A 22,374-nucleotide genomic window follows, 5' to 3' on the forward strand; every position below is an offset into this window, starting at 1 on the left:
ACTCCAACGGATGCGGGGGTGCCGTCGACACATGAACGTGGACGGAATCACATCCACGCGGGCCCGATATCGGGATATTCGAATTACCGCAATACCGACGGCCCCGGCACGTCACCGGTTCACAACGCGCGCTTCAACCTGCGCCGCACGTCGAGAATCGGTGCGGCGGCGGTGACCGTGCGCTCGCCCGTGTCGTAACCGAGGTGCGGGTTGCGGTGACGACTCCGGCCGGGGACCACGGCGGCAGCCCGCAGGTGCACCTCGGGCACGCCGGTGCGGTCCACGATCTCGACCACGTTCCCGCCCCGGACGGACCCACCCGCCATCACGGTGATGCGCCCCTCGGCGCGTCCCACGAGGTCGGCGAGCACGGCGGCACCGTCGAGCGCGGTGGCCCGGCCGCCGGAGGTGAGTACGCGGGCCAGGCCGAGCCCGCTCAGCACGTCGAGTGCGGCCGCCAGGTCCCGGGTCGCGTCGAACGCCCGGTGGAAGGTCACGGGCGCGTCACCGCACACCTCCAGCAACGTCCGCAGCACGGGGACGTCGACCTCGCCGTCCGGTGTCAGTGCGCCGAGGACGAACCCCACCGGCAGCGGTGATGCCGCCCGCAGCCGCGCCACCGCCCGGATGTCCGCACACATGACGCCGACCTCGTCCGGTGTGTGGACGAAGTCGCCGCCGCGCGGTCGCACCAGTACGTTGACGCCGATCCGGCGGACCGCGCCGAGCACCGCCTCCACCGTGCCGATGCTGGGCGTCGTGCCTCCCTCGGCCAGCCCGGCGCACAGTTCGAGGCGGTCCGCGCCGGCGTCCTCGGCGATCCGCGCACCGGCGACGTCGTCCAGGCACACCTCCACGACCGTCACGGCTCACCCGTCACGGGATCAGTTCCGGTTCGAGCGCGGGCGGGTCCATGAGCGGCTGGAACGGGTAGACCGGCCCGTCGAGGTCGCGGTGCCCCAGCCGCAGGAGGTCCTGGTCGACGCCGCCCGGGGTGAGCGCGAGCATCCAGCCTGCGGACATCTCGAACAGCTCCGGCTGCAGGTACCCGATCTTGACCACCACGATGTCCGCCCCGTGGCGGGGGTCGAGGCCGAGGCGCGTGTAGTCCACCTCGTCGTGGAACGGGCGCCGCCGCTCGGTGATGATCACCGAGACCGCCCCGACCGCGACGACCACGAGGACGCCGCCCCGCGGGTCGTCGGGAACCACGGCCGTGACCGTCCCCGTCACGTCGGCAGGCGGCGCGGACGCCGTGTCGATCTTGCCGCCCACGCTGAGCGAGACGGTGGCGCCCACCCCCGCCGCGGCGGCCGCCCTGGCCGAGTCGGCGTCGGCGATGCTCGCGTAGATCACCGCGGCGCCACTGGCCGTCAGGTCCTCGTCGGCCAGCAGTTCCCGCAGCGCGTAGGAAGCGTCCCCGGCCCCTCCCGCCGTCGGGTTGTCGCCGGAGTCGCTGATGTAGAACGGCCGTTGCGGGCTCGCGAGCGCGGCGCGGACGCACTCGGCCAGCGGGGCGGACGGGGCGGCGAGCCCGAAGTCGGCTCTGGCGTCCCAGTAGCTGCCGGCCAGCTCCCTGGCGCTCGCCAGCAGGGTGTCCTCGTCGTCGCCGGAGACCACCACGGCGGCGCGGTTGCGCGGCTCGTCGGCCCAGACGTAGCCGACCCAGACGGCGGCGTCGAGCACGCCGTCGAGCGCCTCGACCTGCGGAACCCTGGCGTAGATGCTCTTGGCCGGGTCCACGCGCGTGCTGGTGCGCTCACCGGGGAGCAGCACGGGCACCTGCACCCACGCCTTCTTCGGCCGGCCGCCTGCCCGCAGCCGGGACACGAGGTTGCGGGCGGCGCGGGCGCGCGACTCCCACGCGTCCTCGTGAGGGGCCATCCGGTAGCAGGTGATGAGGTCGACGGTGGCCGCGAGCTCCCGCGACACGTTGCCGTGCAGGTCCATGGACGCCGACAGCAGTACGTCCGGCCCGACGACGGAGCGCACCTCTCGGGTCAGCCGGGCCTCGGCGTCGCGCCTGCCCACCACCGTCATGGCGCCGTGGATGTCGAGGAAGACGCCGTCGAGCGGACCTGCTGCCGCGAGCCGTTCCAGCGTCTCGGCCTCGAGGGTGTCGTAGGCCTCGGGCACCACCGGGCCGCCCGGCATGGCGGCGGCGTGCACCAGCGGCACCCACTCCACGTCGCGCGCCCAGGCGTGCTCGGGGACATCGGGCCTGCGGAGGAAGTCGTAGCGGTCCAGCAGTTCCTTGTCGCGCACGACGTGGAACTCCTCGAGCGTGGTGCGGTGCAGGCAGAACGTGCTGCTCTCGATGGCGATGCCGGTGATCGCGATGCGGAGCCTGCGATCCGCCGGGGATGGGGACTGGTCGGTCACGACGGGAGCCCTTCCGTGCTGACGAGCCCGGCGCTGCCGGGTGTGGTCGGTTGTCGGATCGTGATCGGTCAGGCCGGGACCTCGGTGCCACAGCCCAGCCGGGCCAGCGCGGCCGCGCCGACCGCCACTGCGGCGGCACCGAGCGCGGTCAGCCGGATGTCGGGCAGCGGCCCGAAGAGCGGCGGGTGCGCGGCCACCACCTCGTGCACGACGGGCGCGAGCAGGTCCCACGCGCCCGTCACGCCGCCCCCGACCACCACCCTGTCCGCGGCGAGCAGCCGGGTGGCCTGCACGATCGTCATGCCCAGCGCGTGTGCCGCGTCGGTGAAGACCTCGACGGCCCGTCCGTCGCCCGCCCGGGCCGCCGCCGCGACGTCCGCCGCCGACGCCGCCGTCCCACCGCGCTCGAGGTAGCGGCGGAGCAGGGAACGCCCGGCGGCCAGGGTCTCCAGGTGACCCCGCCGCCCGCAGCTGCACGGCTCGTCGCCGTAGCCCGGCAGGTGCCCGAGCTCACCGGCACCGCCGTCGCGGCCGTGCAGGATGCGCCCACCCGACCACAGTGCCCCGCCGACGCCGGTGCCGAGCGTGATGCCCACCCCGTCCTCGACGCCGCGCAGCGCACCGGCCGCCACCTCGCCGATGAGGAAGCAGTTCACGTCGTTGTCGGCCACGACCGGCAGGTCGACCCGCTCACCGAGGCCGGCGGCGACAGGTGTGCCCTCCCAGCCGCGGAACGAGTCGCTGGCCCGCACGATCCGGCCCGACCGCGGGTCGAGCATGCCGGCGGCGGCCACCCCGACGCCGTGCACGGTGTCGACGGCCTGCCCACGCAGCCGCAGGACCAGCCGCGCGGCGCCGTCCAGCATCGCGGCGGCGCCGCTGCGCGCCGGGGTCGGAGCGCTCGCCTCCGCTCCCACCAGCAGCTCGTCGTCGCACAGGACGGCGTGCGTGGTGGTTCCCCCGATGTCCAACCCGATGAAGGACATGGGTCAGCCGGCCAGAGCGCGGGCGGACTCCCGCAGCACGGCGTCGGCCGCGGCCCGGCGGGCCGCCTGCTGGACCGGGTCAGGAACGGGGACGGAGCTGATCAGGAGCTTGGTGTAGTGCTCACGGGGCCGGTGCAGCACGTCCTGCGTCGCGCCTTCCTCGACGATCCGGCCGCCGAGCAGCACCACGACGCGGTGCGCGACGGCCTCCACGACCGCGAGGTCGTGGCTGATGAACAGGCACCCGAAGCCGTGCACGGCCTGCAGTTCGGTGAGCAGGCGCAGCACCGTCTCCTGCACCGAGACGTCCAGCGCGCTGGTGGGCTCGTCGGCGATCACCAGGTCCGGCCCCAGGGACAGCGCCCTGGCCAGCCCCACCCGCTGGCGCTGCCCACCCGACATCTCGTGGGGGTAGCGGTCCGCGGCGGACGCGGGGAGCCGGACGTCGTCGAGCAGTTGCCGCACCCGCTGCTGCCGTTCCGCGCGCGAACCGACCCGGTGGATCACCATCGGCTCCGCGATGCTGTCGCCGACCGTCATACGTGGGTCGAGGGCGGACGCCGGGTTCTGCAGGACGACGCCCACGCCCCGGCGCACCTTGCGGCCGCGGGAACCGCGCAGCCTGCGCTGGTCGACACCGAGCAGCGTGACGCGCCCCGCCGTCGCCGCGACCAGGCCCAGCGCGCAGCGACCGATGGTCGACTTGCCCGAGCCGGACTCCCCCACCAGCCCGACGACCTCGCCGCGGCGCACCGCGAGCGTGACGTCGTCGACCGCGCGCACCGCGGGCCGTCCGAGCGTGCGGTACTCGACGCGGACCTCCTCGAGGTCGAGCACCGTCGGCGGTTGATCCGGTCCCGGCTCGTCCGCCGCCGCGGCCCGGGAACCGCTGCCCAGGCGCGGCACCGCGGCGAGCAGCGCCGTCGTGTACTCGTGCTGCGGAGCCGAGAGCACCTGCTCGGCTGAGCCGACCTCGACCACGACCCCGTCGCGCATCACCGCGACCCGGTCGGCCAGGTCCGCGACCACACCCATGTTGTGGGTGATGAGCAGGATGGCCGTGCCGCGGGAGTCCCGCAGCTCGCGCAGCAGCCGCATGATCTGCGCCTGCACGGTCACGTCCAGTGCCGTGGTCGGCTCGTCGGCGATGATCACGGCCGGGTTGCAGGCCACCGCCATCGCGATGACCACGCGCTGGCACAGGCCGCCGGACAGCTGGTGCGGGTAGGCCCGCATCCGCTCGGCGGGCTCGGGGATCCCGACCGCTTCGAGCAGTTCCAGGGTGCGCTCACGCACCTGCGCCGACGTCAGGTTCTCGTGGTTGGTGAGGGCCTCACCGATCTGGTCGCCCACCGTGAGCACCGGGTTCAGCGCGGTCGTCGGTTCCTGGAACACCATGCCGATCTCGCGCCCACGCATGTCCCGCAGCTCGGCGGTACCGAGCCGGGTGACGTCCCTGTCCCCGACGAGCAGCCTGCCCGCCACCTGGGCGTTCGGGGGCAGCAGCCCCATCGCGGCCAGCGCGGTCACGCTCTTGCCGGAGCCGGACTCGCCGACCAGGGCGAGCACCTCACCCCGGCGTAGCTCCAGATCCACCCCGCGGACGGCGTCGATACGCGACTCCCCGCCGGGGAAGCTGACGCGCAGGTCGCGGACGGTGAGTACCGGACCGCTGGTGTCGGTGGCGCTGTCAGCGGCGGCCTCGGTCATCGGCTCCTCCGGATCTCGAAGGCGTCGCGGAGCCCGTCGCCGATGAGGTTGAACGCACAGACGACCAGGACGATGGCCAGCCCCGGCGGGAAGATGAGCCACCACGCGCCGGAGTAGATGTTGGTGACCCCGTCGCTCAGCATGCCGCCCCAGTCCGTGGCAGGCGGTGGGACACCGAGGCCGAGGAAGCTGACGTAGGCGATCAACAGGATGGCGTCGGCCACCTGGAAGGTGGCGTTCACGGTGATCGTCCCGACCGTGTTCGGCACGATGTGGCGCAGGATGATCCGCGTGCCGCTGCCGCCCACCGCCCGCACCGCGGCCACGTAGTCGCGGGTGCGCAGCGACAGCGCCTCGGCCCGCACCAGCCGGGCAGGCACCAGCCAGGAGACGAACCCGAGGATGAGCACCATGCTGGTGACGCTCGGCCGGATGATCGCTGCGGCCGTCAGGAGCAGGAAGAGCGCGGGGATCGCGATGCCCGCGTCGACCACGCGCATCATGACGGCGTCGACCCGGCCGCCGAAGTACCCGGACACGGCCCCGTAGACGGTGCCGATCACGGTGGCCAGCAACCCGGTGGCGATCCCGATGATCAACGAGGTACGGCCCCCGATCATCAGGCGGCCGAGCACGTCGTGACCGACGCCGTCGGTGCCGAGCAGGTGCCCGGGGCTGCCCGGCGGGAGGCTCGCCTCCTGCAGGTTGGTGACGCTCTGGTCGGCCGGGTAGACGAGCGGCCCCAGGAAGCTGAACACCACCAGCAGGCCGACGACCACGAGGCCGGCGGCGGCCAGCCGGTGGCGGACGAGCCTGCGCAGCACCGACGCCGCCCGCGGCGCCGGAACCGTGGCCGGCACCTCGGGTACCGGTGGGGGCTGAGCGACGGCGGTCATCGGTTGGCTCCTCGGACGCGGGGGTCGATCAGCGCCTGCAACAGGTCGGCGAGCAGGGAGCCGATGACGGTGGCGGTCGCGATGACCAGGACGACACCGAGCAGCACCGGGTAGTCCGAGACCTGCGCCGCGTTCCAGAAGGCGAGGCCCATGCCCGGGTAGTTGAAGATCGACTCGGTGACCAGCGCTCCGCCGAAGAGGACGGGGATGTGGTAGCCGAGCATCGTGATCACCGGCGTGAGGCTGTTGCGCCCCACGTGCCGCCAGATCACCCGGCGCTCGACCGTGCCCTTGGCCCGCGCGGTGCGCACGTAGTCCTCGGCGAGGTTGTCGAGTGTGGACGAGCGCATGTACCGGCTGAACGACGCGATGGCCGCGACGGCGCCCGTCGCCACCGGGAGCACCAGCGCGGCGGGTTCGGCGAGGATCCCGGCCAGCGTGTCGGCCTGCGGCGCCTGCGCCGGGAACAGCGGGATGGCCTGGGAGAACAGCAGGATCGCCAGGAAGGCGAGGAAGAACGCCGGCGTCGAGTAGGCCAGGAACGTCAGCGTGGTCACCACGTAGTCGCCCGCCCGGTTGCGCCGGACGGCCTGCCACACGCCCAGCGGGACCGCGACGGCCATCGCGACCAGCGTCGAGACCCCCGTCAGCAGCAATGTCTTGGGCAACCGCTGGGCGACGACGGCCGAGACGTCCTGGTTGAGCGCGAAGGACCGCCCCAGGTCGCCGTGCAGCAACCTGCCGAGGTACTGCAGGTACTGCACGACGAGTGGCTGGTCGAAGCCCTGCTGGTGGTTGAAGTCGGCCATCTGCTGCGGTGTGGCGTCGATGCCGAGGATCGCCCGGGCCGGACCCCCCGGCAGGGAGTGCAGCAGGGCGAACACGATCACCGTCACGATCAGCACCACGACCACGGCCTGCAGCAGGCGGCCGGCGACGTACCGCGTCACTTCGTGCGGTACCAGCGCTGCGGGTGGATGACGGCCTGCGGGTCCTGCGACACGCCCTGCAGGTCCTGCTTGATCGCCGATACCTGGTAGACCGGCTCCGGCAGCCACATCCCGGGCAGGTCGGTGGCCAGCTGCCGGCTGACGGCCTGCATCGCGCTGGGGTCGTTGCTCACCCGGGCGGCGAGCTCCAGCGAGTCGGTCTCCGGGTTGCTGTAGCTGCCGAAGTTGCCGGTGCCCGGCGTGCTGAACTGGCGGTCGGTGAGCGGGTAGGGGTTCAGGTACCAGGCACCGCGCGCACCGAAGAACGACGCCTGCCAGCCGCATGCAGCGCCCGGGGCGCAGGGCTTGGTGTCGGCGAGCACGGTGTTGAGCGGCGCGGTGCGGATCGTCATGGCGATCCCGGCCTTGGCCAGCGAGGACTGCAGTTCCTGCATCATGGCGTCGGTCTCGCTGGAGCCGCTCTGGCTGTACATCTCGAACTGCAGCCGGGTGCCCGCCGCGATCCCGTCGCCACACTGGTCGGCCCCCGTGCCGGGGCGGGCGCACACGACGATCCCGTCGGCGCCGGGCTGCCAGCCGCGGCCGGTGAGCTGCGCCTGGGCCGCCGCGGTGTCGAAGGGATACGGGTTCGTCTTCTGCGCGTCGGAGAGGAAGTCGCTGGCGGGCTGCTGGGGCACCGGCCCGTAGTCCGGCTGTGCCGTGCCCTTCCAGATGACCTTCGAGATCCCGTCCTGGTCGACCGAGCGCTGGATCGCCTGCCGGATGTAGTCCTGCCGGAAGAGCGGGCCCGCCGTGGCGTCGTTGAAGTTGTAAGGCGCGAAGTTGATCGCCCAGCCGTCCCAGTTCTGCACGCGGTACTTCAGCCCCTCCACGCGCGGCTTCTGCGCGAGCGAGGCGATGGGGAGGTAGCCGTAGTCGACGTCACCGGCCAGCACCGCGTTGAACGCGGCGTCCTCTGAGGTGAAGGGCAGCAGGTCGACGGTGTCGAGGTGCGCGGCGTCGGGGCCCGTGTAGGCGGGGTTCTTCCTCAGCGTGACGCGGCCGGTGGTGCTGAAGGCGTCCAGCGTGAACGGCCCGTCGACCACCTTCCACAGCGGGTTGGTGGCGTAGGTGTCCAGCGACGCCGCCTCGTCAGTGAGATAGGTCCAGACGCGCTGCGCGCCTGCCGGGTCGCGGTCGAGGTCACCGACGGCACCGGCGGCCGAGTCCTTGTCCCAGGCGTGCTGGGGGATCGCGTACATCAGGCTGAGCTGGTTGGCCTCGACCCACTGCTGGTTGTAGGCCTGGTCGAAGGTGAGGCTGAACGACTTGTCGTCGACCGTGGTGAACGCCGTGACGTTGTCGGGGAGGTTGCCCTTGACGTACGACGCCCACTTCGAGGTGTTGGCCTTGATCAGGTTGAACCAGAACTCGACATCGCGGGACGTGACGGGCTTGCCGTCACTCCAGCTCAGGCCGCCCAGCGTGATCGTGGCCGTGCGACCGTCGGCCGACCAGGCCGGGGCGGCGGTGGCGAGGCCGCCCTTGACGTCCAGACCGAGCTTGCCGCTCTCCGCGGTGTAGGACAGCAGCGGCGGCCACAGCGAGTTGCGGATCGACTGGTTGTACGTGGCGGTCTTGCCCGAGACCCCCAGCGGCAGGATCCAGTTCGGGGTGGAGCCGGCCGGCTGGGCGTAGCTGGCCGTGCCGCCCTCCACCGGCTCGCCGCCGCCGGTGCCGGCCTGCTGGCCCGCTCCACCGCCGCCGCACGCGGCGAGCACGAGGCCCGCGCAGAGCAGAGCGGCGGCCGCGGGGAGGCCTCGAAGTCGCGCGGAAGTCATGCAGCGCAAGGTAGGACGAGATGGATCTTTTCAAGTAGAGGTAGCGGAAGAAGTTAACCGAAGAGAAATCTTAAGTGGCCAATCTTGCTTCGCCATCGAAGCAAGTTTTATCTCGCGGCCATCGGTAGCGGCTGGGCGAGCACCCGGTCCAGGACGGACCGCCCGGCGCCGACGAGACCGGCGTCCGCCCCCGCGCCGGCCCTGGCGATGAGCAGCCGCTGCGTCACCAGCGGGTGGCAGCCCTCGTACAGCTGGCTGCGCACGGCGGCCACGAACGGCTCGACCGTGGACAGCCCGCCCCCCAGGAAGACCGCGCCGGGGTTGAAGAAGTTGACCACCGTGCAGAGCACCTCGCCGAGGTGGCGGCCCGCGGTGCGCACCAGCGTGGTGGCCTCGGGATCGCCCGAGCGGGCCAGCCGGATCACCTGCGCGGTGTCGGTGACGTCCCGGCCCGCCTCCTGCAGCACCCGCACGAGTGCCGCCCCGCTGGCGATCGTCTCCAGGCAGCCGGTGTTGCCGCAGGAGCACGGGATGTCGCCCCCCGCCGGCACCCTGGCGTGGGAGAAGTCGCCTGCCGCCCCGTCGGCGCCCCGGTACACCACGCCGTCCACCACGATCCCGCTGCCGATCGCCGAGCCGGCCTTGACCGTGACGCTGTGCCGCACGGGGTGCGAGCTGCTGACGTGCTCGCCGAGCGCCATCAGGTTGGCGTCGTTCTCCACCACCGTGACCACGCCGAACCGGTCCTCCAGCCACTGACCCACCGGGAAGCCGTCCCACCCGGGCATGCGGGACGGGCTGTCGGCACACCGCCGCTCGAGGTCGACCGGCCCCGGCAGTGCGATCCCGATCCCGCTGGCGCCCATGCCCCCCGTCTCCGCCTCGCCGCCCGAGCGCCTGCGCACCAGGTCGTCGAACACCCCGCAGAGCAGGTCGAGCGTCGCCTCCGGGCCGGCGCCGGAGGCCACCGGCACCGGGATCTCCTCGACGTCGGACAGCGCGCCGGTGAAGTCGACGACCCCGGCCCGCGCGTGGGTGCCCCCGACGTCGGCGACGAGCACGAAACCGCCACCGGAACACAGCTCCAGCAGACGTGGGCGCCTGCCGCCTCGGGACGGCCCGGCCCCGGTCTCCCGGATGACCCCGAGGTCGATCAGCTCCTGCACCCGCAGCGACACCGTGGAGGCGGCCAGTCCCAGCCCGCGCGCCAGCTCGGTGCGCGACGCGGCCGCCCCTGACGAGATCAGGGCCACGATGCGGGAGGTCAACGCCGGATCGCCGGGCCTGCCGTCGCCGCGCGACCGCCCGGGAGCGTCCACCATCGCCACTTCCTCCTCGCCTTGTACCAAGTGACGGTACAGGCCGCCCGGCCGACCAGACGGCGGGCGCGCGTGCACTTGGGAGCCGTAGTGCTGTGGGCGGCCGGTCTCAGCAGCAGTACGGCTCCATAGTGCGGGGCGGGGGCGGGGGTGGGGAGGGTGTGTCCGGGGCGCGGTAACCGATCGAGAGCACGCCGATCGGCTCGTACCCGTCCGGCACGCCGAACTCCACGGTGACAGGGGAGACGCGCGAGGGTGAGAGCCCGAAGAAGCACGCTCCCAGCCCCTCGTCCACGACCGTCTGGAGCATCAGCAGCGCCGCCATCCCGGTGTCGATGTACCAGTACGGCATGGGCCAGCGCGCTTCGTCCCGGTCGGTCCAGCCCTTGTCCGGTGCCGCGTACCGGGAGAGGTAGGCGTCCTTGTGCGCGAACGGGATGATCAGCAACGGGGCGTGCCGCAGGCCGTCCAGGACCCACGCGGACTTCTCCTCGGGCTCGTCCTCGGCGGCAGCCACCCAGAACCGCTCCCGGTCCTGCGGGGTCTCCAGTGTGAGGAACGCCCAGCCCTGGGTGAAGCCGCCGGACGGGGCCCGGAGGGCGTTGGCCAGGATGCGGTCCCGGCTCTCGGCCGGTACCGGCCGGTCGGGGTCGTAGTCGCGGACCATGCGCCGCCTGCGGACGACCTCACTGAACTCCATCCGGATGTCCTACCGCCCCACCCCCGGCCCGGGAAGCGATCGTGATCTTCTCGCCGCCGGCGAGGTGAGCGTGCGTAACACCGCCGCCATCGTTCGGAAATCCCGCGTTCCTACCGTCGACGGACGTGGATACGGATCGGTATACGAGAGCGTCGCCGGGCGGTGGCGCACGGGAGCGGAAGAGCAGCTCCCTGGGCGAGCAGGTGTACGCGGACCTGCAGCACCGGCTGATGACGGGCGAGTTCGGCGCACAGACCCGGCTGCGCGAGGAGCGGCTCGCCGCCGAACTCGGCGTCTCCCGCACGCCGGTCCGCGAGGCGTTGATCCGGCTGGCCGTCGACGGCCTGCTGGTCCGGATGGACGGCGGGTACTACCCGGTGCTCCCGGACCTGCCCGAGCTGCGTGACCTCTACGAGCTGCGGATCACCATCGAGCTGCGCGGCCTCTCCCGAGCGCTGGAGTCCGGGTCGATCGTGCACGACGCCGGGCTGCTCGAGCCGCTGCTGCAGGGCTGGCGGGACATGCTCGAGGACCCGCCGCCCGCCGATCCCCGGTTCGTCCTGCTCGACGAGGACTTCCACATCGTCCTGTGCCGTTCGTCGGGCAACCTCGCACTGGTGGCGGCGCTCGAGACGGTGAACACGCGGATCCGGCCCGTGCGGATGTACGACTTCCTCACCGCCGACCGGATCGAGTCCACGATCGCCGAGCACATCGAGATCGCCGAGCTGGTGCTGCGGGGCCGCCTGACCGACGCGCTCGCCGCGCTGCACCGCCACGTCGGCGAGTCCCTGGACGTGGTCGAGCAGCGCGTGGTGCGCGCGCTGACGCAGATGACGCTGCACCGGGGCAGGTCATGACGGGCAGGAAGGCCACGGACCGCGTGACGGCCGCCTACGCCCTCATCGACCGGCTCGACCGGCCCGAGGTGTGGATCCACCTGCGGGAGCCCGAGGCGGTGCTCGACGAGGCAGCGGCGCTCGACGCCCGGGCGGCCGACGGCGACGACCTCCCGCTGCACGGGGTGCTCGTGGCGGTCAAGGACAACATCGACGTCGCCGGTCTGCCCACCACGGCGGCCTGCCCGTCGTTCGTCCGTCTCCCGGAGGTGTCCGCGCCTGCGGTCGCCCGGCTCACCGAGCGGGGCGCGATCGTGCTCGGGAAGACCAACCTCGACCAGTTCGCCACCGGGCTGACCGGCTCCCGGAGCCCGTACGGCGCGGTGCGGTGCGCCGGTCTGCCCGACCGCGTCTCCGGCGGGTCGAGCTCGGGCTCCGCGGTCGCCGTGGCACTCGGCATCGTCGATCTGGCGGTCGGCACCGACACGGCGGGCTCCGGCCGGGTCCCCGCGGCGTTCCAGGGCATCGTGGGGTTCAAGCCGACCTTCGGGTTGATCCCCGCCAGCGGCGTCGTCCCCGCGGCCCGCTCCTACGACTGCGTGAGCGTCTTCGCCACCAGCGTGGGCGCAGCCGAGCACGCCCTCGCCACGATGTCCGGGCCCGCGCCGGACCGGCCGTGGCGGCCGATCCCCTCCGACGCCCCGCTCGCCGCACCGGCCCGCCCGACGGTGGCCGTGCCGCTGCCGGGCCAGTTGGGCAGCATGTCCGCGGAGCGGCTCGCGGCGTTCGACGCGGCGTGCCACCGGCTCGCCGCCCACGGCGTCACGATCGTCCCGACCGACATCGAACCGTTCCTGGCGGCCGGCCGGCTGCTCTACGACGGGGCGCTGGTGGCCGAGCGGTACGCCGCGGTCGGAAGAGCGGTCGAGTCCGGCGGCGACGAGATCGACCCGAGCGTGCGCACCATCATCGGCGCGGCACGCACGATCCCCGCCCACCGGCTGGTCGCCGACCTCGAACGGCTCGACCAGCTGAAGGTGGCGGCAGCCGAGCGGCTGGCCGGCGTGGACGCCCTGCTGCTGCCGACCGCGCCGGAGCACCCGAGCCTGGCCGAGGTCGCGCAGGACCCGATCGGGGTGAACACCCGGCTCGGCCGGTTCACCACCTTCGCCAACCTCCTGGACATGGCCGCGATCGCCGTGCCTGCCGGGACCGCGGACGGTGGCCCGTTCGGCGTCTCGGTGCTGGCCCCGGCCTTCGGCGACCGGGTCGTCGGGGACATCGCCCGGCTCGTCACCGGCGAGCCCGCTGACACCGCCCCGGCGCCGGCCGGGTTGCCCCTGTTCGTGGTCGGCGCGCACCTGTCCGGCCAGCCCCTCAACGGGCAGCTGTCCGGCGCGCGGCTGATCCGACCCGAGCGCACCTCGCCCGACTACCGGCTGTTCGACCTCGGCACCACCCCGGCCCGGCCAGGGCTCGTGCGCACCGGCCCGAGCGGTCGTCACATCGACGGCGAGCTGTGGTCACTACCGCCTGCGGTGCTGGGCGAACTCCTCGCGTCCCTGCCCGCCCCCCTCGTGCTCGGGCCGCTCACCCTCGCAGGCGGCGAGACGGTGACCGGCTTCCTCTGCGACCGCGGCGCCACCGAGCACGCCAGGGACATCTCCGAGCACGGCGGCTGGCGCGCCTACCGCGCCGCGAGTGCCGCCGACTGACCCACCCCACCGAGGCTGCCCCGGGCCACGGGCCCGGGGCCACCCGACCCCGCCCCCGCGAGTCGCCCGATCCCGGCCCGCGAGTCGCCCGATTCTGTCTCGCGAGTCGCCCGGTTAGGTCGCGCGAGTCGCCTGGTTTCCGCGGGGCGCTGCTACGCGCCGACGCGCTCGATGATCAGCTCCCGGACACGCTTGGCGTCGGCCTGGCCCTTCGTCGCCTTCATGACGGCCCCGACGATCGCACCGGCGGCCTGCACCTTGCCGCCGCGGATCTTCTCCGCGACGTCCGGCTGGGCTGCCAGCGCCTCGTCGACAGCCGTGACGAGAGCACCCTCGTCGGAGACGACCGCGAGCCCGCGGGCAGCGACGACGTCGTCAGGCGCCCCCTCACCGGCCAGCACCCCGTCGACGACCTGGCGGGCGAGCTTGTTGTTCAACGCCCCGGACGCGACGAGGTCGATCACGCGCGCCACCTGCTCCGGGGTGATCGGCAGCCCGGCGAGCTCGACGCCGCGCGAGTTGGCCTGCTGGGCGAGGTAGGCCACCCACCACGAGCGGGCCTCCCCCGCGGGAGCACCAGCGGCGACCGTGGCCTCGATGAGGTCGAGCGCCCCGGCGTTGACCAGGTCGCGCAGCTCCTCGTCGGTGAGCGACCACTCGGCCTGCAGCCGGCGGCGGCGCTCCCACGGCGGCTCCGGAAGCGTCCCCCGCAGCTCCTCCACCCACTCGGCGGGAGGGGCGATCGGCACCAGGTCGGGCTCCGGGAAGTACCGGTAGTCCTCCGCGGTCTCCTTGCGGCGCCCGGCCCGGGTGCTGCCGCCTGCCTCCTCGAAGTGCCGCGTCTCCTGGATGACCGGCTCGCCCGAGAGCAGCACGCCCGCCTGGCGCATCATCTCGTAGCGGACGGCGCGCTCCACCGAGCGGAGCGAGTTGACGTTCTTCGTCTCGGAGCGGGTGCCGAGGATCCCGGAGTCGCGCGGGGACAGCGACAGGTTCACGTCGCAGCGCATCGAACCCTGGTCCATCCGGACGTCGGAGACGCCGAGCGCGCGCAGCAGGTCGCGCAGCGCCGTGACGTAGGCGCGCGCCACCTCCGGCGCCCGCTCCCGCGTGCCCGGGATCATCTTCGTGACGATCTCGATCAGCGGCACGCCGGCCCGGTTGTAGTCGAGCAGCGAGTACTCGGCGCCGTGGATGCGGCCGGTGGCCCCGCCGACGTGCAGGGACTTGCCGGTGTCCTCCTCCATGTGGGCGCGCTCGATCTCGACGCGGACGGTGGTGCCGTCGTCGAGCAGCACGTCCAGGTACCCGTTGACGGCGATCGGCTCGTCGTACTGGGACGTCTGGAAGTTCTTCGGCATGTCGGGGTAGAAGTAGTTCTTGCGCGCGAACCGGCCCCACGGCGCGATCTCGCAGTTCAGCGCCAGCCCGATCCGGATCGCCGACTCCACCGCCGTGCGGTTCACCACCGGCAGGGACCCCGGCAGGCCCAGGCACGTGGGGCAGACCTGCGTGTTCGGCTCGGCGCCGAACGTGGTGGGGCAGCCGCAGAACATCTTCGTGTTCGTGTTGAGCTCGACGTGCACCTCGAGCCCGAGCATCGGGTCGAAACGCTCCACGACCTCGTCGAAGTCGACCAGGGCAGGGGCGCGCCGCGTCGATGATTCGCTCGCAAGCTCGCTCATGCCGCACCTCCCGGAAGCGATGGAACACGGTTGATCAGCGGGCCACCGTCCTCGGCCTGGCGGGCGGCCTCGTACGCCGCCGCCACCCGGTACATGACGGCCTCCCCGAGTGCGGGGGCCATCACCTGCAGCCCGACGGGCAGCCCGTCGGCGAGCCCGGACGGCACCGACAGCGCCGCGGTGCCCGCCAGGTTGGTGGGGATCGTGGCCAGATCGTTGAGGTACATGGCGAGTGGGTCGTCGACCTTGTCGCCGATGGGGAACGCCGTGGTGGGGGTGGCCGGTGAGACGAGCACGTCGGCCTGCCCGAACGCCGCGGCGAAGTCGCGCGAGATGAGCGTGCGCACCTTCTGTGCCTGCCCGTAGTAGGCGTCGTAGTAGCCCGACGAGAGCGCGTACGTGCCGAGCATGATCCGCCGCTTGACCTCGGGCCCGAAGCCCGCCTCGCGGGTGGCCGCCATGACCTCCTCCGCCGACGCGCCCTTGTCGACGCGCAGGCCGTAGCGCATGGCGTCGAACCGGGCGAGGTTCGAGGAGACCTCGCTCGGCAGGATCAGGTAGTAGGCCGCGAGCCCGTACTCGAAGTGCGGGCACGACACCTCCACGAGCTCGGCGCCGAGCTTCTCCAGCTGCCGCAGCGCCTCCTCGTAGGAGGCACGGACGCCGGCCTGGTAGCCCTCGCCACCGAGCTCGCGCACCACGCCGACGCGCAGCCCCGACAGGTCGCCCGACGCCCCGAGCCGCGCCGCCTCGACGACCGACGGGACGCGCTCGTCGATGGAGGTGGAGTCGAGCGGGTCGTAGCCGCCGATCACCTCGTGCAGCAGCGCCGCGTCGAGCACCGTGCGCGCGCACGGGCCGCCCTGGTCGAGCGACGAGGCGCAGGCGATGAGCCCGTAGCGCGAGACGCCGCCGTAGGTGGGCTTGACGCCGACCGTGCCGGTGAACGCCGCGGGCTGCCGGATCGAGCCACCGGTGTCGGTGCCGATCGCGAGCGGCGCCTGGAACGACGCCAGCGCCGCAGCCGAGCCACCGCCGGACCCGCCGGGGACACGGCTGGTGTCCCACGGGTTGCGGGTGACGCCGTAGGCCGAGTACTCGGTGGACGAGCCCATGGCGAACTCGTCCATGTTGGTCTTGCCGAGGATCGTGATCCCCGCGGCGCGCAGCCGCGACGTCACCGTGGCGTCGTAGGGCGGGCGCCATCCGTCGAGGATCTTCGACCCTGCCGTGGTGGGCATGTCGAGCGTGGTGAACACGTCCTTGAGCGCCAGCGGAACGCCCGCCAGCGGCGACGCGGGCGCGGTGCCAGCGGCCAGGCCCTCGTCGACCATCGCGGCCGAGGCCAGCGCCGCGTCGGTGGCAACGTGCAGGAACGCGTGCACCTCGCCGTCGACGGCAGCGACGCGATCCAGGTGGGCCTGCGCGACCTCGACGGCCGACACCTCGCGCGTGTGGATCTTCTCGGCGAGCTCTGCTGCCGTCAGGCGGGTCAGTTCCGCGCTCATGCCTCCTCCCCCAGGATCTGGGGCACCCGGAAGCGCCCGTCCTCGGCGGCGGGGGCACACGCGAGCGCCTGCTCCTGGGTGAGACCGGGGCGCAGCTCGTCGGGCCGGAACACGTTCTGCAGCGGGACCGCGTGCGACGTGGGCGGGATGTCGTCGGCGGCGACCTCGCCCACGCGGCGGACCGCGGAGAGGATCACCTCGAGCTGACCGGCGAAGACATCGAGTTCCGCATCGGTGACGGCGAGCCGGGACAGCCGGGCGAGGTGCGCGACCTCGTCCCGGGTGATCCCGGTGTCGCCACCCGGGGTCACGGGATCGGCGGACATGTCCCTCCAGGGCGTTGCATGCTGCTCAGGGTGCGTTTGCGGGGTGGTGTCGGCGTGCACTGCGGCCTGCTCCCCGCGCGCCGGGCAGGCGCAGCGGCACCGGCGCAGGCGTTCACCGTCCAGCTTAGTCGTCCGGCAACCGGGCTTCCGTCCGGATCCGCCGCCCGGCGACCGCCGGATCTGCGCTGATCCAGATGCCCCCGCCAGATGTTGCGCCGGAGGGGGCGCACCCTGACACAATCTCGCCCGGAGTGCCGCGGCGGCCCACCCGAGTGGCGCCGGTCCCGTGCGGCTCAAGGGGCTTTTCGCGAGAGGACGTGAAGTGTGTCGTTCCTGCTCCGGGTGGTGCTGCCGGACAAGCCGGGCAGTCTCGGAGCCGTCGCCACGGCACTGGGCAACGCGGGTGCCGACATCCTCGGTGTCGACGTCGTCGAGCGGGCGCACGGACATGCTGTCGACGACCTGGCCGTCGAGCTTCCTGCCGGTCGGCCGCCGGACGTCCTGATCACCGCGGCCGAGTCCGTGCCCGGCGTCGAGGTCGAGTCGGTGCGGCCCCATTCCGGCAAGCTCGAGACGCACCGGGAGCTCGAGCTGATCGAGGAGATCACCGTCGATCCGGCTCGCGGCCTGCAACTGCTCGCCGACGGCGTCCCGCGGATCTTCCGGGCCGGCTGGGCGCTCGTCGCCGAGCGCGACGGCACGCGGTCCTACCGGCTGGCCGAGAGCGCGGCGGCACCGGAGACGCGCGCGGGCGACCTCCCGTGGCTCCCGCTGCGCCGCGCGATCGTCGTCGATCCCGATGCGCACTGGGTGCCCGACCCGTGGAGTGCTCTCGACACGGAGCTCGCGGCGGCTCCGTTCGGACCTGGCCCGCGCGCGCTGGTGGTCGGCAGGCCGGGCGGCCCGGCGTTCCGGCCGTCGGAGCTGGCCCGGCTGACGCACCTCGCCGGGATCGTCACGACGGTGCTCGGCAGCCAGTGATGGGGAGCTGACCCGTGGACCGGCCGTGGTCCCGGGTACCCAGCTGGGTGGGCGCGGCACTGCGGCCGGAGCTCGCCGGCACGACCGACGAGATCATCGCCGCGGTGCGCGCGGAGGTGGCGGACTACGCCCGGCCACTGACCGGGCGGTTCGGCACGCGGATCACCGAGGGCGTCTCGGTGGCGCTCGGGCAGTTCATCGACCTGCTCGGCCGGGACGAGCCCCTCGGGGACACCAGGGTCTACCGGGCGCTCGGCCAGCTCGAACACCGCGAGGGCCGCACGCTGGCGGCGCTGCAGTCGGCCTACCAGGTCGGCACGCGGACGATGTGGCGCAGGCTCGGCTCCAGCACCACCGCCCGGCAGCTGCCTCCGGAGGTGATCTTCAGCCTGGCCGAGGCGCTGTTCGGCTACATCGAGCAGATCACCGCGGCGTCGGTGGCCGGCTGGGCCGACGAGGAGGCGAGCCGCGCGGGCTCGCTGCAGGCCCGCCGCCACGCACTCGTGGAACTGCTCGCCCGGCACCCCCCGGCGGCAGCCGCCGAGGTCGAACGCGTCGCCGCGGCCGCCGGCTGGGTGCTGCCCGCGCGGCTCGCGGCACTCATCGTCGACGACGCCGTGGCGGTGGCGGCCCGGCTGCCTGCGGCGATCGCCGCCGACCTCGACCCGGTGGGCCTCGTCATCGTCACCGTGGGAGTGGTCGGCGGAGGCGGGCGCACCGGCCAGACCGCGAACGCCAACGGGCTCCGCGCCGACCCGGCACCCGACGGGCCCGGCTGGCTCGACCGGGTACGCGCCGGCCTGGGCGGGCGGCGCGCTGTGCTCGGCCCGGTGGTCGACCCGGCCCACGCCCACCGCTCCGTCGCCCGCGCGCAGGCGGCGTGGCCGCTGCACGTCGCGGGCCTGCTCCACCCGGGGTCCGACGAGACGCTGGCCCGTGCCGACGAGCATCTGCTCGCGCTGCTCCTCGCGGCCGAACCCCAGATCGCCGCCGACATCTACGAACGGGCCGTCGCTCCCCTGCGCGCGCTCCCGGTCGGCGCCGCGGCCCGCGGTGAGGAGACGCTGCGGGCGTGGCTGGACGCGCACGGCGACATCACCGCCACCGCGGCGGCGCTGCACGTGCACCCGCAGACCGTGCGGTACCGGCTCGCCGGGCTGCGGGACACGTTCGGCGGAGCACTGGACGACCCGGCCGCCCGGCTGGAACTGGCGGTGGCCCTGCGCATGTCGACGGACTCCTGCGCCGGGGCCGAGCCGCCGTCCGAGACCTGACGCCTACGGGCGGGTCCGATGAGGGGCGACTCACCCACCCGAAACGGGCGACTCGCGGGAGCTTCCGCGACCGGCCGCCCCGCCGAGGGGCGACTCACCCACCAAAAGCGGGCGACTCGCGGGAGCCTCCGCCGCGGGGCGACTCGGCCACCAGAAACGGGCGACTCGCGGGGGTGGTCCGGCGTCAGGAGGCCAGGCGTACCGCGGCCGAGGGCTTGCGGCCGGCGGGGGCGGGCAGCCGGGCGGGCTGGGCCACGGGGTGCTTCGGGCCGCCACCGGGGAACGCCAGCCGGGTGATCTTGCGGAGCACCTTGCCGTACTGCCGCGGCAGCGACCCGGTGGTGTAGGGCAGGCCGTAGCGCTTGCAGATCTCCTGCACCTTCGGCGCGATCTCCGCGTACCGGTTGCTCGGGACGTCGGGGAACAGGTGGTGCTCGATCTGGTGGCTCAGGTTGCCCGTCATCAGGTGGAACAGCTTGCTGCCCGACAGGTTGGCCGACCCCAGCATCTGCCGGACGTACCACTGGCCCTTCGTCTCACCGTCGAGCCGCTCCTCCTCGAACGTCTCGACACCGTCGGGGAAGTGTCCGCAGAAGATCACGGCGTGCGACCACATGTTCCGCGCGACGTTGGCGGTGGCGTTCGCGGCCACCGTGCTGAGGAACCCGGGGCCGGACAGCAGCGGGAACAGCACGTAGTCCTTCGCGAGCTGCCGCCGGGCCTTTCGCCAGAGGCCCATCAGCTCGGACTTCGCCTCCGGCCACGGCTTGGTACCGTTCTTGACCTTCTCGAACTCGACGTCGTAGATCGCGATGCCCCACTCGAAGATCATCGAGAGGCCGAGGTTCACCAGCGGCTGGAACACGTCGGCCGGCTTCCACTCCTGCTCGGGAGTGATCCGCATGATCGAGTAGCCGAGGTCACGGTCCTTGCCGCGGATGTTGGTGAAGGTGTGGTGCTCGTAGTTGTGCGACTTCCTCCACGACGCCGCGGGCGAGGCGTGGTCCCACTCCCACGTGGTCGAGTGGATCTTCGGGTCACGCATCCAGTCCCACTGCCCGTGCAGGACGTTGTGGCCGATCTCCATGTTGTCGAGGATCTTGGCCACCGCCAGCGCGGCCGTGCCGGCAACCCAGGCCGGCGGGAACCGGGAGAAGATCAGTGCGGCGCGGCCGCCGACCTCGAGACCCCGCTGCACCGCGATGACGCGGTGGATGTAGCGGGCGTCGGCCTCGCCGAGGCTGCCGACCACCTCGGCGCGGATCGCGTCGAGCTCGGCACCGAGGGCCTCGACCTGCTCGTCGGTGAGGTGCGCGGCGGCGCTGGGGGTCAGGGAAGGACCGAAGGTCTGAGTGGCCATGGGGATGCTCCTAGAGTTCGATCTCGACGTCGCCCGCGGCACCGGAGACACAGGTGCGGACGGGTTCGCCGGGGGTGTCGTGCAGGTCGCCGGTGCGCAGGTCGCGGACGGCGCCGGAGCGCAGCCGGCCCACGCAGGTGTGGCAGATGCCCATGCGGCAGCCGTTGGGCAGCAGCGCCCCCGCCGCCTCGCCCGCCACCATGAGCGGCGTGCCGGGGGCGGCGTCGGCCTCGATCCCACTGGTGGTGAAGGAGACGCGGCCGCCGGTGGCATCGGTCGCGACGGGCACGGGGGGTGTGAACAGCTCGACGTGCAGCGCGGCGGGATCGCCCGCCCTGGCCCAGTGCTCGGTGAAGGCGTCGAGCATGGCGGCAGGCCCGCAGGCCCACGCCTGGCGGGCCGCCCAGTCGGGGACGTCGTCGGTGAGGTTGTCCGGGGTGAGCCGCCCCCGCACGGCGGTGTGCCGCTCCACCAGCGTCAAGCCGGTGGTGGCTGCCAGCTTCCGCAGCTCCGGGCCGAAGACGAGGTCGGACGGCGTGCGGTCGCAGTGCACGAGCACCGCCCCGCTCAGCGACTTCGGCCGGGTGGCCGCCAGGTCGCGCAGCATCCCCATGACGGGGGTGATCCCGCTCCCCGCGGTGAGGAACAGCAGTTTCTCCGGCACCGGCTCCGGCAGCACGAACTCACCGGCCGGCGGCCCGATCCGCAGCAGCGTCCCCACCGGGGTGCCGTGCGCGAGTGCGCCAGAGACGGTGCCGCCCGGCAGCGCCGTGACGGTGACGGCGAGCAGCGGGTCGCCGGGACAGGACGTCACCGAGTAGGTGCGCCAGTGCCAGACGCCGTCGAGCCTCGTACCCACACCGACGAACTGACCCGGGCGGTGCCGCGGACGACCCGGCCCGGTGCGTAGCAGCAGGGTGGTGGTGTCGGCGGTCTCCTGGCGCAGCCCCACGACGCGGGCGTGCGGCTCCCGGGAGGACCACAGTGGGTTCAGCGTGCCGAGCAGGTCATCGGGCAGCAGCGGCTGCGTGAACCACGTGGCCGCCACTCGCGCCCGCCGTCCGATTTCGCCCAGAACTCCCATGTACTCGACGGTATTGCGCGCTTCCCACAGTCGGCCACGTCCTCGACCACGTCTGATCGGCCCCTTCTGTTGCAGAAGCCAAACCGTGATCAGACGCGGATCTCCAGCGCGAGCTCGGCGAGGTGGTCGTTGCCCGTGGCCAGCCATCCCCTGGGGGTGACGAGGACGTCCTCGAAGCCGATGCGGGTGTCGATGCCCATCCGCATCGCGTACTCCAGCACGGGCCAGGCGCCGTCCTCCTCGCCGTGGAGCAGGATCGGCACCGGGAGCGTGCCCAGAGCGCGGAGGATGCGCACCGCCTCGGCCACGGCCGTCTCCGGGTCGGAGACGGTGGACTCCGCCAGCACGCGGGTGGTGCCCCGGGGCACGCCGGTGGTGCGCAGTGTGACGGCGTCGCCGCTGGTCCAGACGCCGAGTTCGACACCGATCCCCACCGAGGCCGCCGCGGCGCAGACGTCGACCCAGCCCTTCTCGTGCACGTTGACCGAGCAGACGTCGGGCTTGCCGACCCCGAGGTGCCCCCACGCGAGCACGGCCTCGATGCGCTTGAGGGGGTCGGGCTGGATCCAGCGGCCGGTGGTGACACCGATCTCCATGCCGGGCACCTGCGCCCGGATGGCCGCCACGGTGTCGCCGACGTAGATCGGGTCGAGCGTCTCCTGCTGGTCGGGCCCGCGGGGGTGCACGTGCACCGAGGTGATCCCCAACTGCGCCACGTCGCGGGCGTCGCGGGCGAGATGCCGGGCGAGAACCGGGAGTGCCGGATGCGCGTCCGCGGGCCGCGATCCGTTCAGAACGGCCTGCAGCACACTCCCACCCCCGAACCGAAAACCGAGTCG

General features: G+C 73.0%; 19 protein-coding genes. 4 read left to right on the plus strand and 15 right to left on the minus strand.

The window, feature by feature from the left end; genetic code table 11:
* Window positions 1-119 precede the first annotated feature (119 nt).
* The 9 genes from AC5L35_RS13325 to AC5L35_RS13365 form a co-directional block, all read right to left on the minus strand.
* Entirely contained in the window at window positions 120-866 is a 747-nt protein-coding gene (locus AC5L35_RS13325; RefSeq protein WP_495059922.1) for a copper homeostasis protein CutC, read from the minus strand.
* Window positions 867-876: 10 nt separating this feature from the next.
* Complete coding sequence (locus AC5L35_RS13330) at window positions 877-2,382, minus strand: M81 family metallopeptidase (protein ID WP_495059923.1); 1,506 nt, start codon at window positions 2,380-2,382, stop codon at window positions 877-879.
* Between the two features lie 68 nt (window positions 2,383-2,450).
* Complete coding sequence (locus AC5L35_RS13335; RefSeq protein ID WP_495059924.1) at window positions 2,451-3,368, minus strand: ROK family protein; 918 nt, start codon at window positions 3,366-3,368, stop codon at window positions 2,451-2,453.
* Window positions 3,369-3,371: 3 nt separating this feature from the next.
* Window positions 3,372-5,078: an ABC transporter ATP-binding protein gene (locus AC5L35_RS13340; protein ID WP_495059925.1), complete on the minus strand. Its 1,707-nt coding sequence runs from the start codon at window positions 5,076-5,078 to the stop codon at window positions 3,372-3,374.
* Window positions 5,075-5,974 carry an ABC transporter permease gene (locus AC5L35_RS13345; RefSeq protein WP_495059926.1) on the minus strand — a complete coding sequence of 300 codons (900 nt, stop codon included), beginning with the start codon at window positions 5,972-5,974 and terminating at the stop codon, window positions 5,075-5,077. Before AC5L35_RS13345 ends, AC5L35_RS13340 begins: the two co-directional genes overlap by 4 nt.
* On the minus strand, window positions 5,971-6,924 hold the full coding sequence (locus tag AC5L35_RS13350; RefSeq protein ID WP_495059927.1) for an ABC transporter permease: 954 nt from the start codon (window positions 6,922-6,924) through the stop codon (window positions 5,971-5,973). The genes AC5L35_RS13345 and AC5L35_RS13350 overlap by 4 nt, the downstream gene beginning before the upstream one ends.
* On the minus strand, window positions 6,921-8,744 hold the full coding sequence (locus AC5L35_RS13355) for a peptide ABC transporter substrate-binding protein (RefSeq protein ID WP_495059928.1): 1,824 nt from the start codon (window positions 8,742-8,744) through the stop codon (window positions 6,921-6,923). Before AC5L35_RS13355 ends, AC5L35_RS13350 begins: the two co-directional genes overlap by 4 nt.
* Before the next feature lie 107 nt (window positions 8,745-8,851).
* Window positions 8,852-10,066 (minus strand): ROK family protein, encoded by a 1,215-nt coding sequence (locus AC5L35_RS13360; protein WP_495059929.1) that lies wholly within the window; start codon window positions 10,064-10,066, stop codon window positions 8,852-8,854.
* A 106-nt stretch (window positions 10,067-10,172) separates the two neighbouring features.
* Complete coding sequence (locus AC5L35_RS13365; protein ID WP_495059930.1) at window positions 10,173-10,763, minus strand: nitroreductase family protein; 591 nt, start codon at window positions 10,761-10,763, stop codon at window positions 10,173-10,175.
* 125 nt (window positions 10,764-10,888) lie between these two features.
* On the opposite strand from AC5L35_RS13365, the gene AC5L35_RS13370 reads away from it, so the two are divergent.
* Together AC5L35_RS13370 and atzF are read left to right on the plus strand one after the other, a co-directional pair.
* Window positions 10,889-11,623 (plus strand): GntR family transcriptional regulator, encoded by a 735-nt coding sequence (locus tag AC5L35_RS13370; RefSeq protein ID WP_495059931.1) that lies wholly within the window; start codon window positions 10,889-10,891, stop codon window positions 11,621-11,623.
* Window positions 11,620-13,317, plus strand: coding sequence for an allophanate hydrolase (gene atzF / locus AC5L35_RS13375; protein ID WP_495059932.1), 1,698 nt, complete (start codon window positions 11,620-11,622; stop codon window positions 13,315-13,317). The genes AC5L35_RS13370 and atzF overlap by 4 nt, the downstream gene beginning before the upstream one ends.
* Before the next feature lie 152 nt (window positions 13,318-13,469).
* On the opposite strand, the gene gatB is transcribed toward atzF, so the two are convergent.
* The 3 genes from gatB to gatC are packed head-to-tail and all read right to left on the minus strand — an operon-like array spanning window position 13,470 to window position 16,836.
* Window positions 13,470-15,002: an Asp-tRNA(Asn)/Glu-tRNA(Gln) amidotransferase subunit GatB gene (gatB, locus tag AC5L35_RS13380; RefSeq protein ID WP_495059933.1), complete on the minus strand. Its 1,533-nt coding sequence runs from the start codon at window positions 15,000-15,002 to the stop codon at window positions 13,470-13,472.
* Window positions 14,999-16,510 carry an Asp-tRNA(Asn)/Glu-tRNA(Gln) amidotransferase subunit GatA gene (gatA, locus tag AC5L35_RS13385; protein WP_495059934.1) on the minus strand — a complete coding sequence of 504 codons (1,512 nt, stop codon included), beginning with the start codon at window positions 16,508-16,510 and terminating at the stop codon, window positions 14,999-15,001. The genes gatB and gatA overlap by 4 nt, the downstream gene beginning before the upstream one ends.
* Window positions 16,507-16,836, minus strand: a complete 330-nt coding sequence (gene gatC, locus AC5L35_RS13390) for an Asp-tRNA(Asn)/Glu-tRNA(Gln) amidotransferase subunit GatC (protein ID WP_495059935.1) — start codon at window positions 16,834-16,836, stop codon at window positions 16,507-16,509. The genes gatA and gatC overlap by 4 nt, the downstream gene beginning before the upstream one ends.
* 324 nt (window positions 16,837-17,160) lie before the next feature.
* Between gatC and AC5L35_RS13395 the strand changes: the two genes are divergently transcribed.
* Window positions 17,161-17,817, plus strand: a complete 657-nt coding sequence (locus tag AC5L35_RS13395) for an ACT domain-containing protein (protein ID WP_495059936.1) — start codon at window positions 17,161-17,163, stop codon at window positions 17,815-17,817.
* A 14-nt stretch (window positions 17,818-17,831) separates the two neighbouring features.
* Window positions 17,832-19,091 carry a PucR-like N-terminal domain-containing protein gene (locus AC5L35_RS13400; RefSeq protein WP_495059937.1) on the plus strand — a complete coding sequence of 420 codons (1,260 nt, stop codon included), beginning with the start codon at window positions 17,832-17,834 and terminating at the stop codon, window positions 19,089-19,091.
* Window positions 19,092-19,275: 184 nt separating this feature from the next.
* On the opposite strand, the gene AC5L35_RS13405 is transcribed toward AC5L35_RS13400, so the two are convergent.
* The 3 genes from AC5L35_RS13405 to AC5L35_RS13415 all read right to left on the minus strand — a co-directional run bounded on the left by AC5L35_RS13405 (window position 19,276) and on the right by AC5L35_RS13415 (window position 22,344).
* Window positions 19,276-20,451, minus strand: a complete 1,176-nt coding sequence (locus AC5L35_RS13405) for a fatty acid desaturase family protein (RefSeq protein WP_495059938.1) — start codon at window positions 20,449-20,451, stop codon at window positions 19,276-19,278.
* A 10-nt stretch (window positions 20,452-20,461) separates the two neighbouring features.
* Window positions 20,462-21,535, minus strand: a complete 1,074-nt coding sequence (locus AC5L35_RS13410) for a ferredoxin reductase (RefSeq protein WP_495059939.1) — start codon at window positions 21,533-21,535, stop codon at window positions 20,462-20,464.
* Between the two features lie 89 nt (window positions 21,536-21,624).
* Entirely contained in the window at window positions 21,625-22,344 is a 720-nt protein-coding gene (locus AC5L35_RS13415) for a 3-keto-5-aminohexanoate cleavage protein (RefSeq protein WP_169394414.1), read from the minus strand.
* Window positions 22,345-22,374: the final 30 nt, after the last annotated feature.

Source organism: Pseudonocardia sp. OZ21, assembly GCF_059359135.1.

Bases quoted from the DNA above. Each gene is read 5' to 3' on its own strand.
- AC5L35_RS13355 (WP_495059928.1), bottom strand. From the start codon at position 8,744: ATGACTTCCGCGCGACTTCGAGGCCTCCCCGCGGCCGCCGCTCTGCTC.
- gatA (WP_495059934.1), bottom strand. From the start codon at position 16,510: ATGAGCGCGGAACTGACCCGCCTGACGGCAGCAGAGCTCGCCGAGAAG.
- AC5L35_RS13365 (WP_495059930.1), bottom strand. From the start codon at position 10,763: ATGGAGTTCAGTGAGGTCGTCCGCAGGCGGCGCATGGTCCGCGACTAC.
- AC5L35_RS13335 (WP_495059924.1), bottom strand. From the start codon at position 3,368: ATGTCCTTCATCGGGTTGGACATCGGGGGAACCACCACGCACGCCGTC.
- AC5L35_RS13345 (WP_495059926.1), bottom strand. From the start codon at position 5,974: ATGACCGCCGTCGCTCAGCCCCCACCGGTACCCGAGGTGCCGGCCACG.
- AC5L35_RS13360 (WP_495059929.1), bottom strand. From the start codon at position 10,066: ATGGTGGACGCTCCCGGGCGGTCGCGCGGCGACGGCAGGCCCGGCGAT.
- AC5L35_RS13340 (WP_495059925.1), bottom strand. From the start codon at position 5,078: ATGACCGAGGCCGCCGCTGACAGCGCCACCGACACCAGCGGTCCGGTA.
- gatB (WP_495059933.1), bottom strand. From the start codon at position 15,002: ATGAGCGAGCTTGCGAGCGAATCATCGACGCGGCGCGCCCCTGCCCTG.
- gatC (WP_495059935.1), bottom strand. From the start codon at position 16,836: ATGTCCGCCGATCCCGTGACCCCGGGTGGCGACACCGGGATCACCCGG.
- AC5L35_RS13410 (WP_495059939.1), bottom strand. From the start codon at position 21,535: ATGGGAGTTCTGGGCGAAATCGGACGGCGGGCGCGAGTGGCGGCCACG.
- atzF (WP_495059932.1), top strand. From the start codon at position 11,620: ATGACGGGCAGGAAGGCCACGGACCGCGTGACGGCCGCCTACGCCCTC.
- AC5L35_RS13405 (WP_495059938.1), bottom strand. From the start codon at position 20,451: ATGGCCACTCAGACCTTCGGTCCTTCCCTGACCCCCAGCGCCGCCGCG.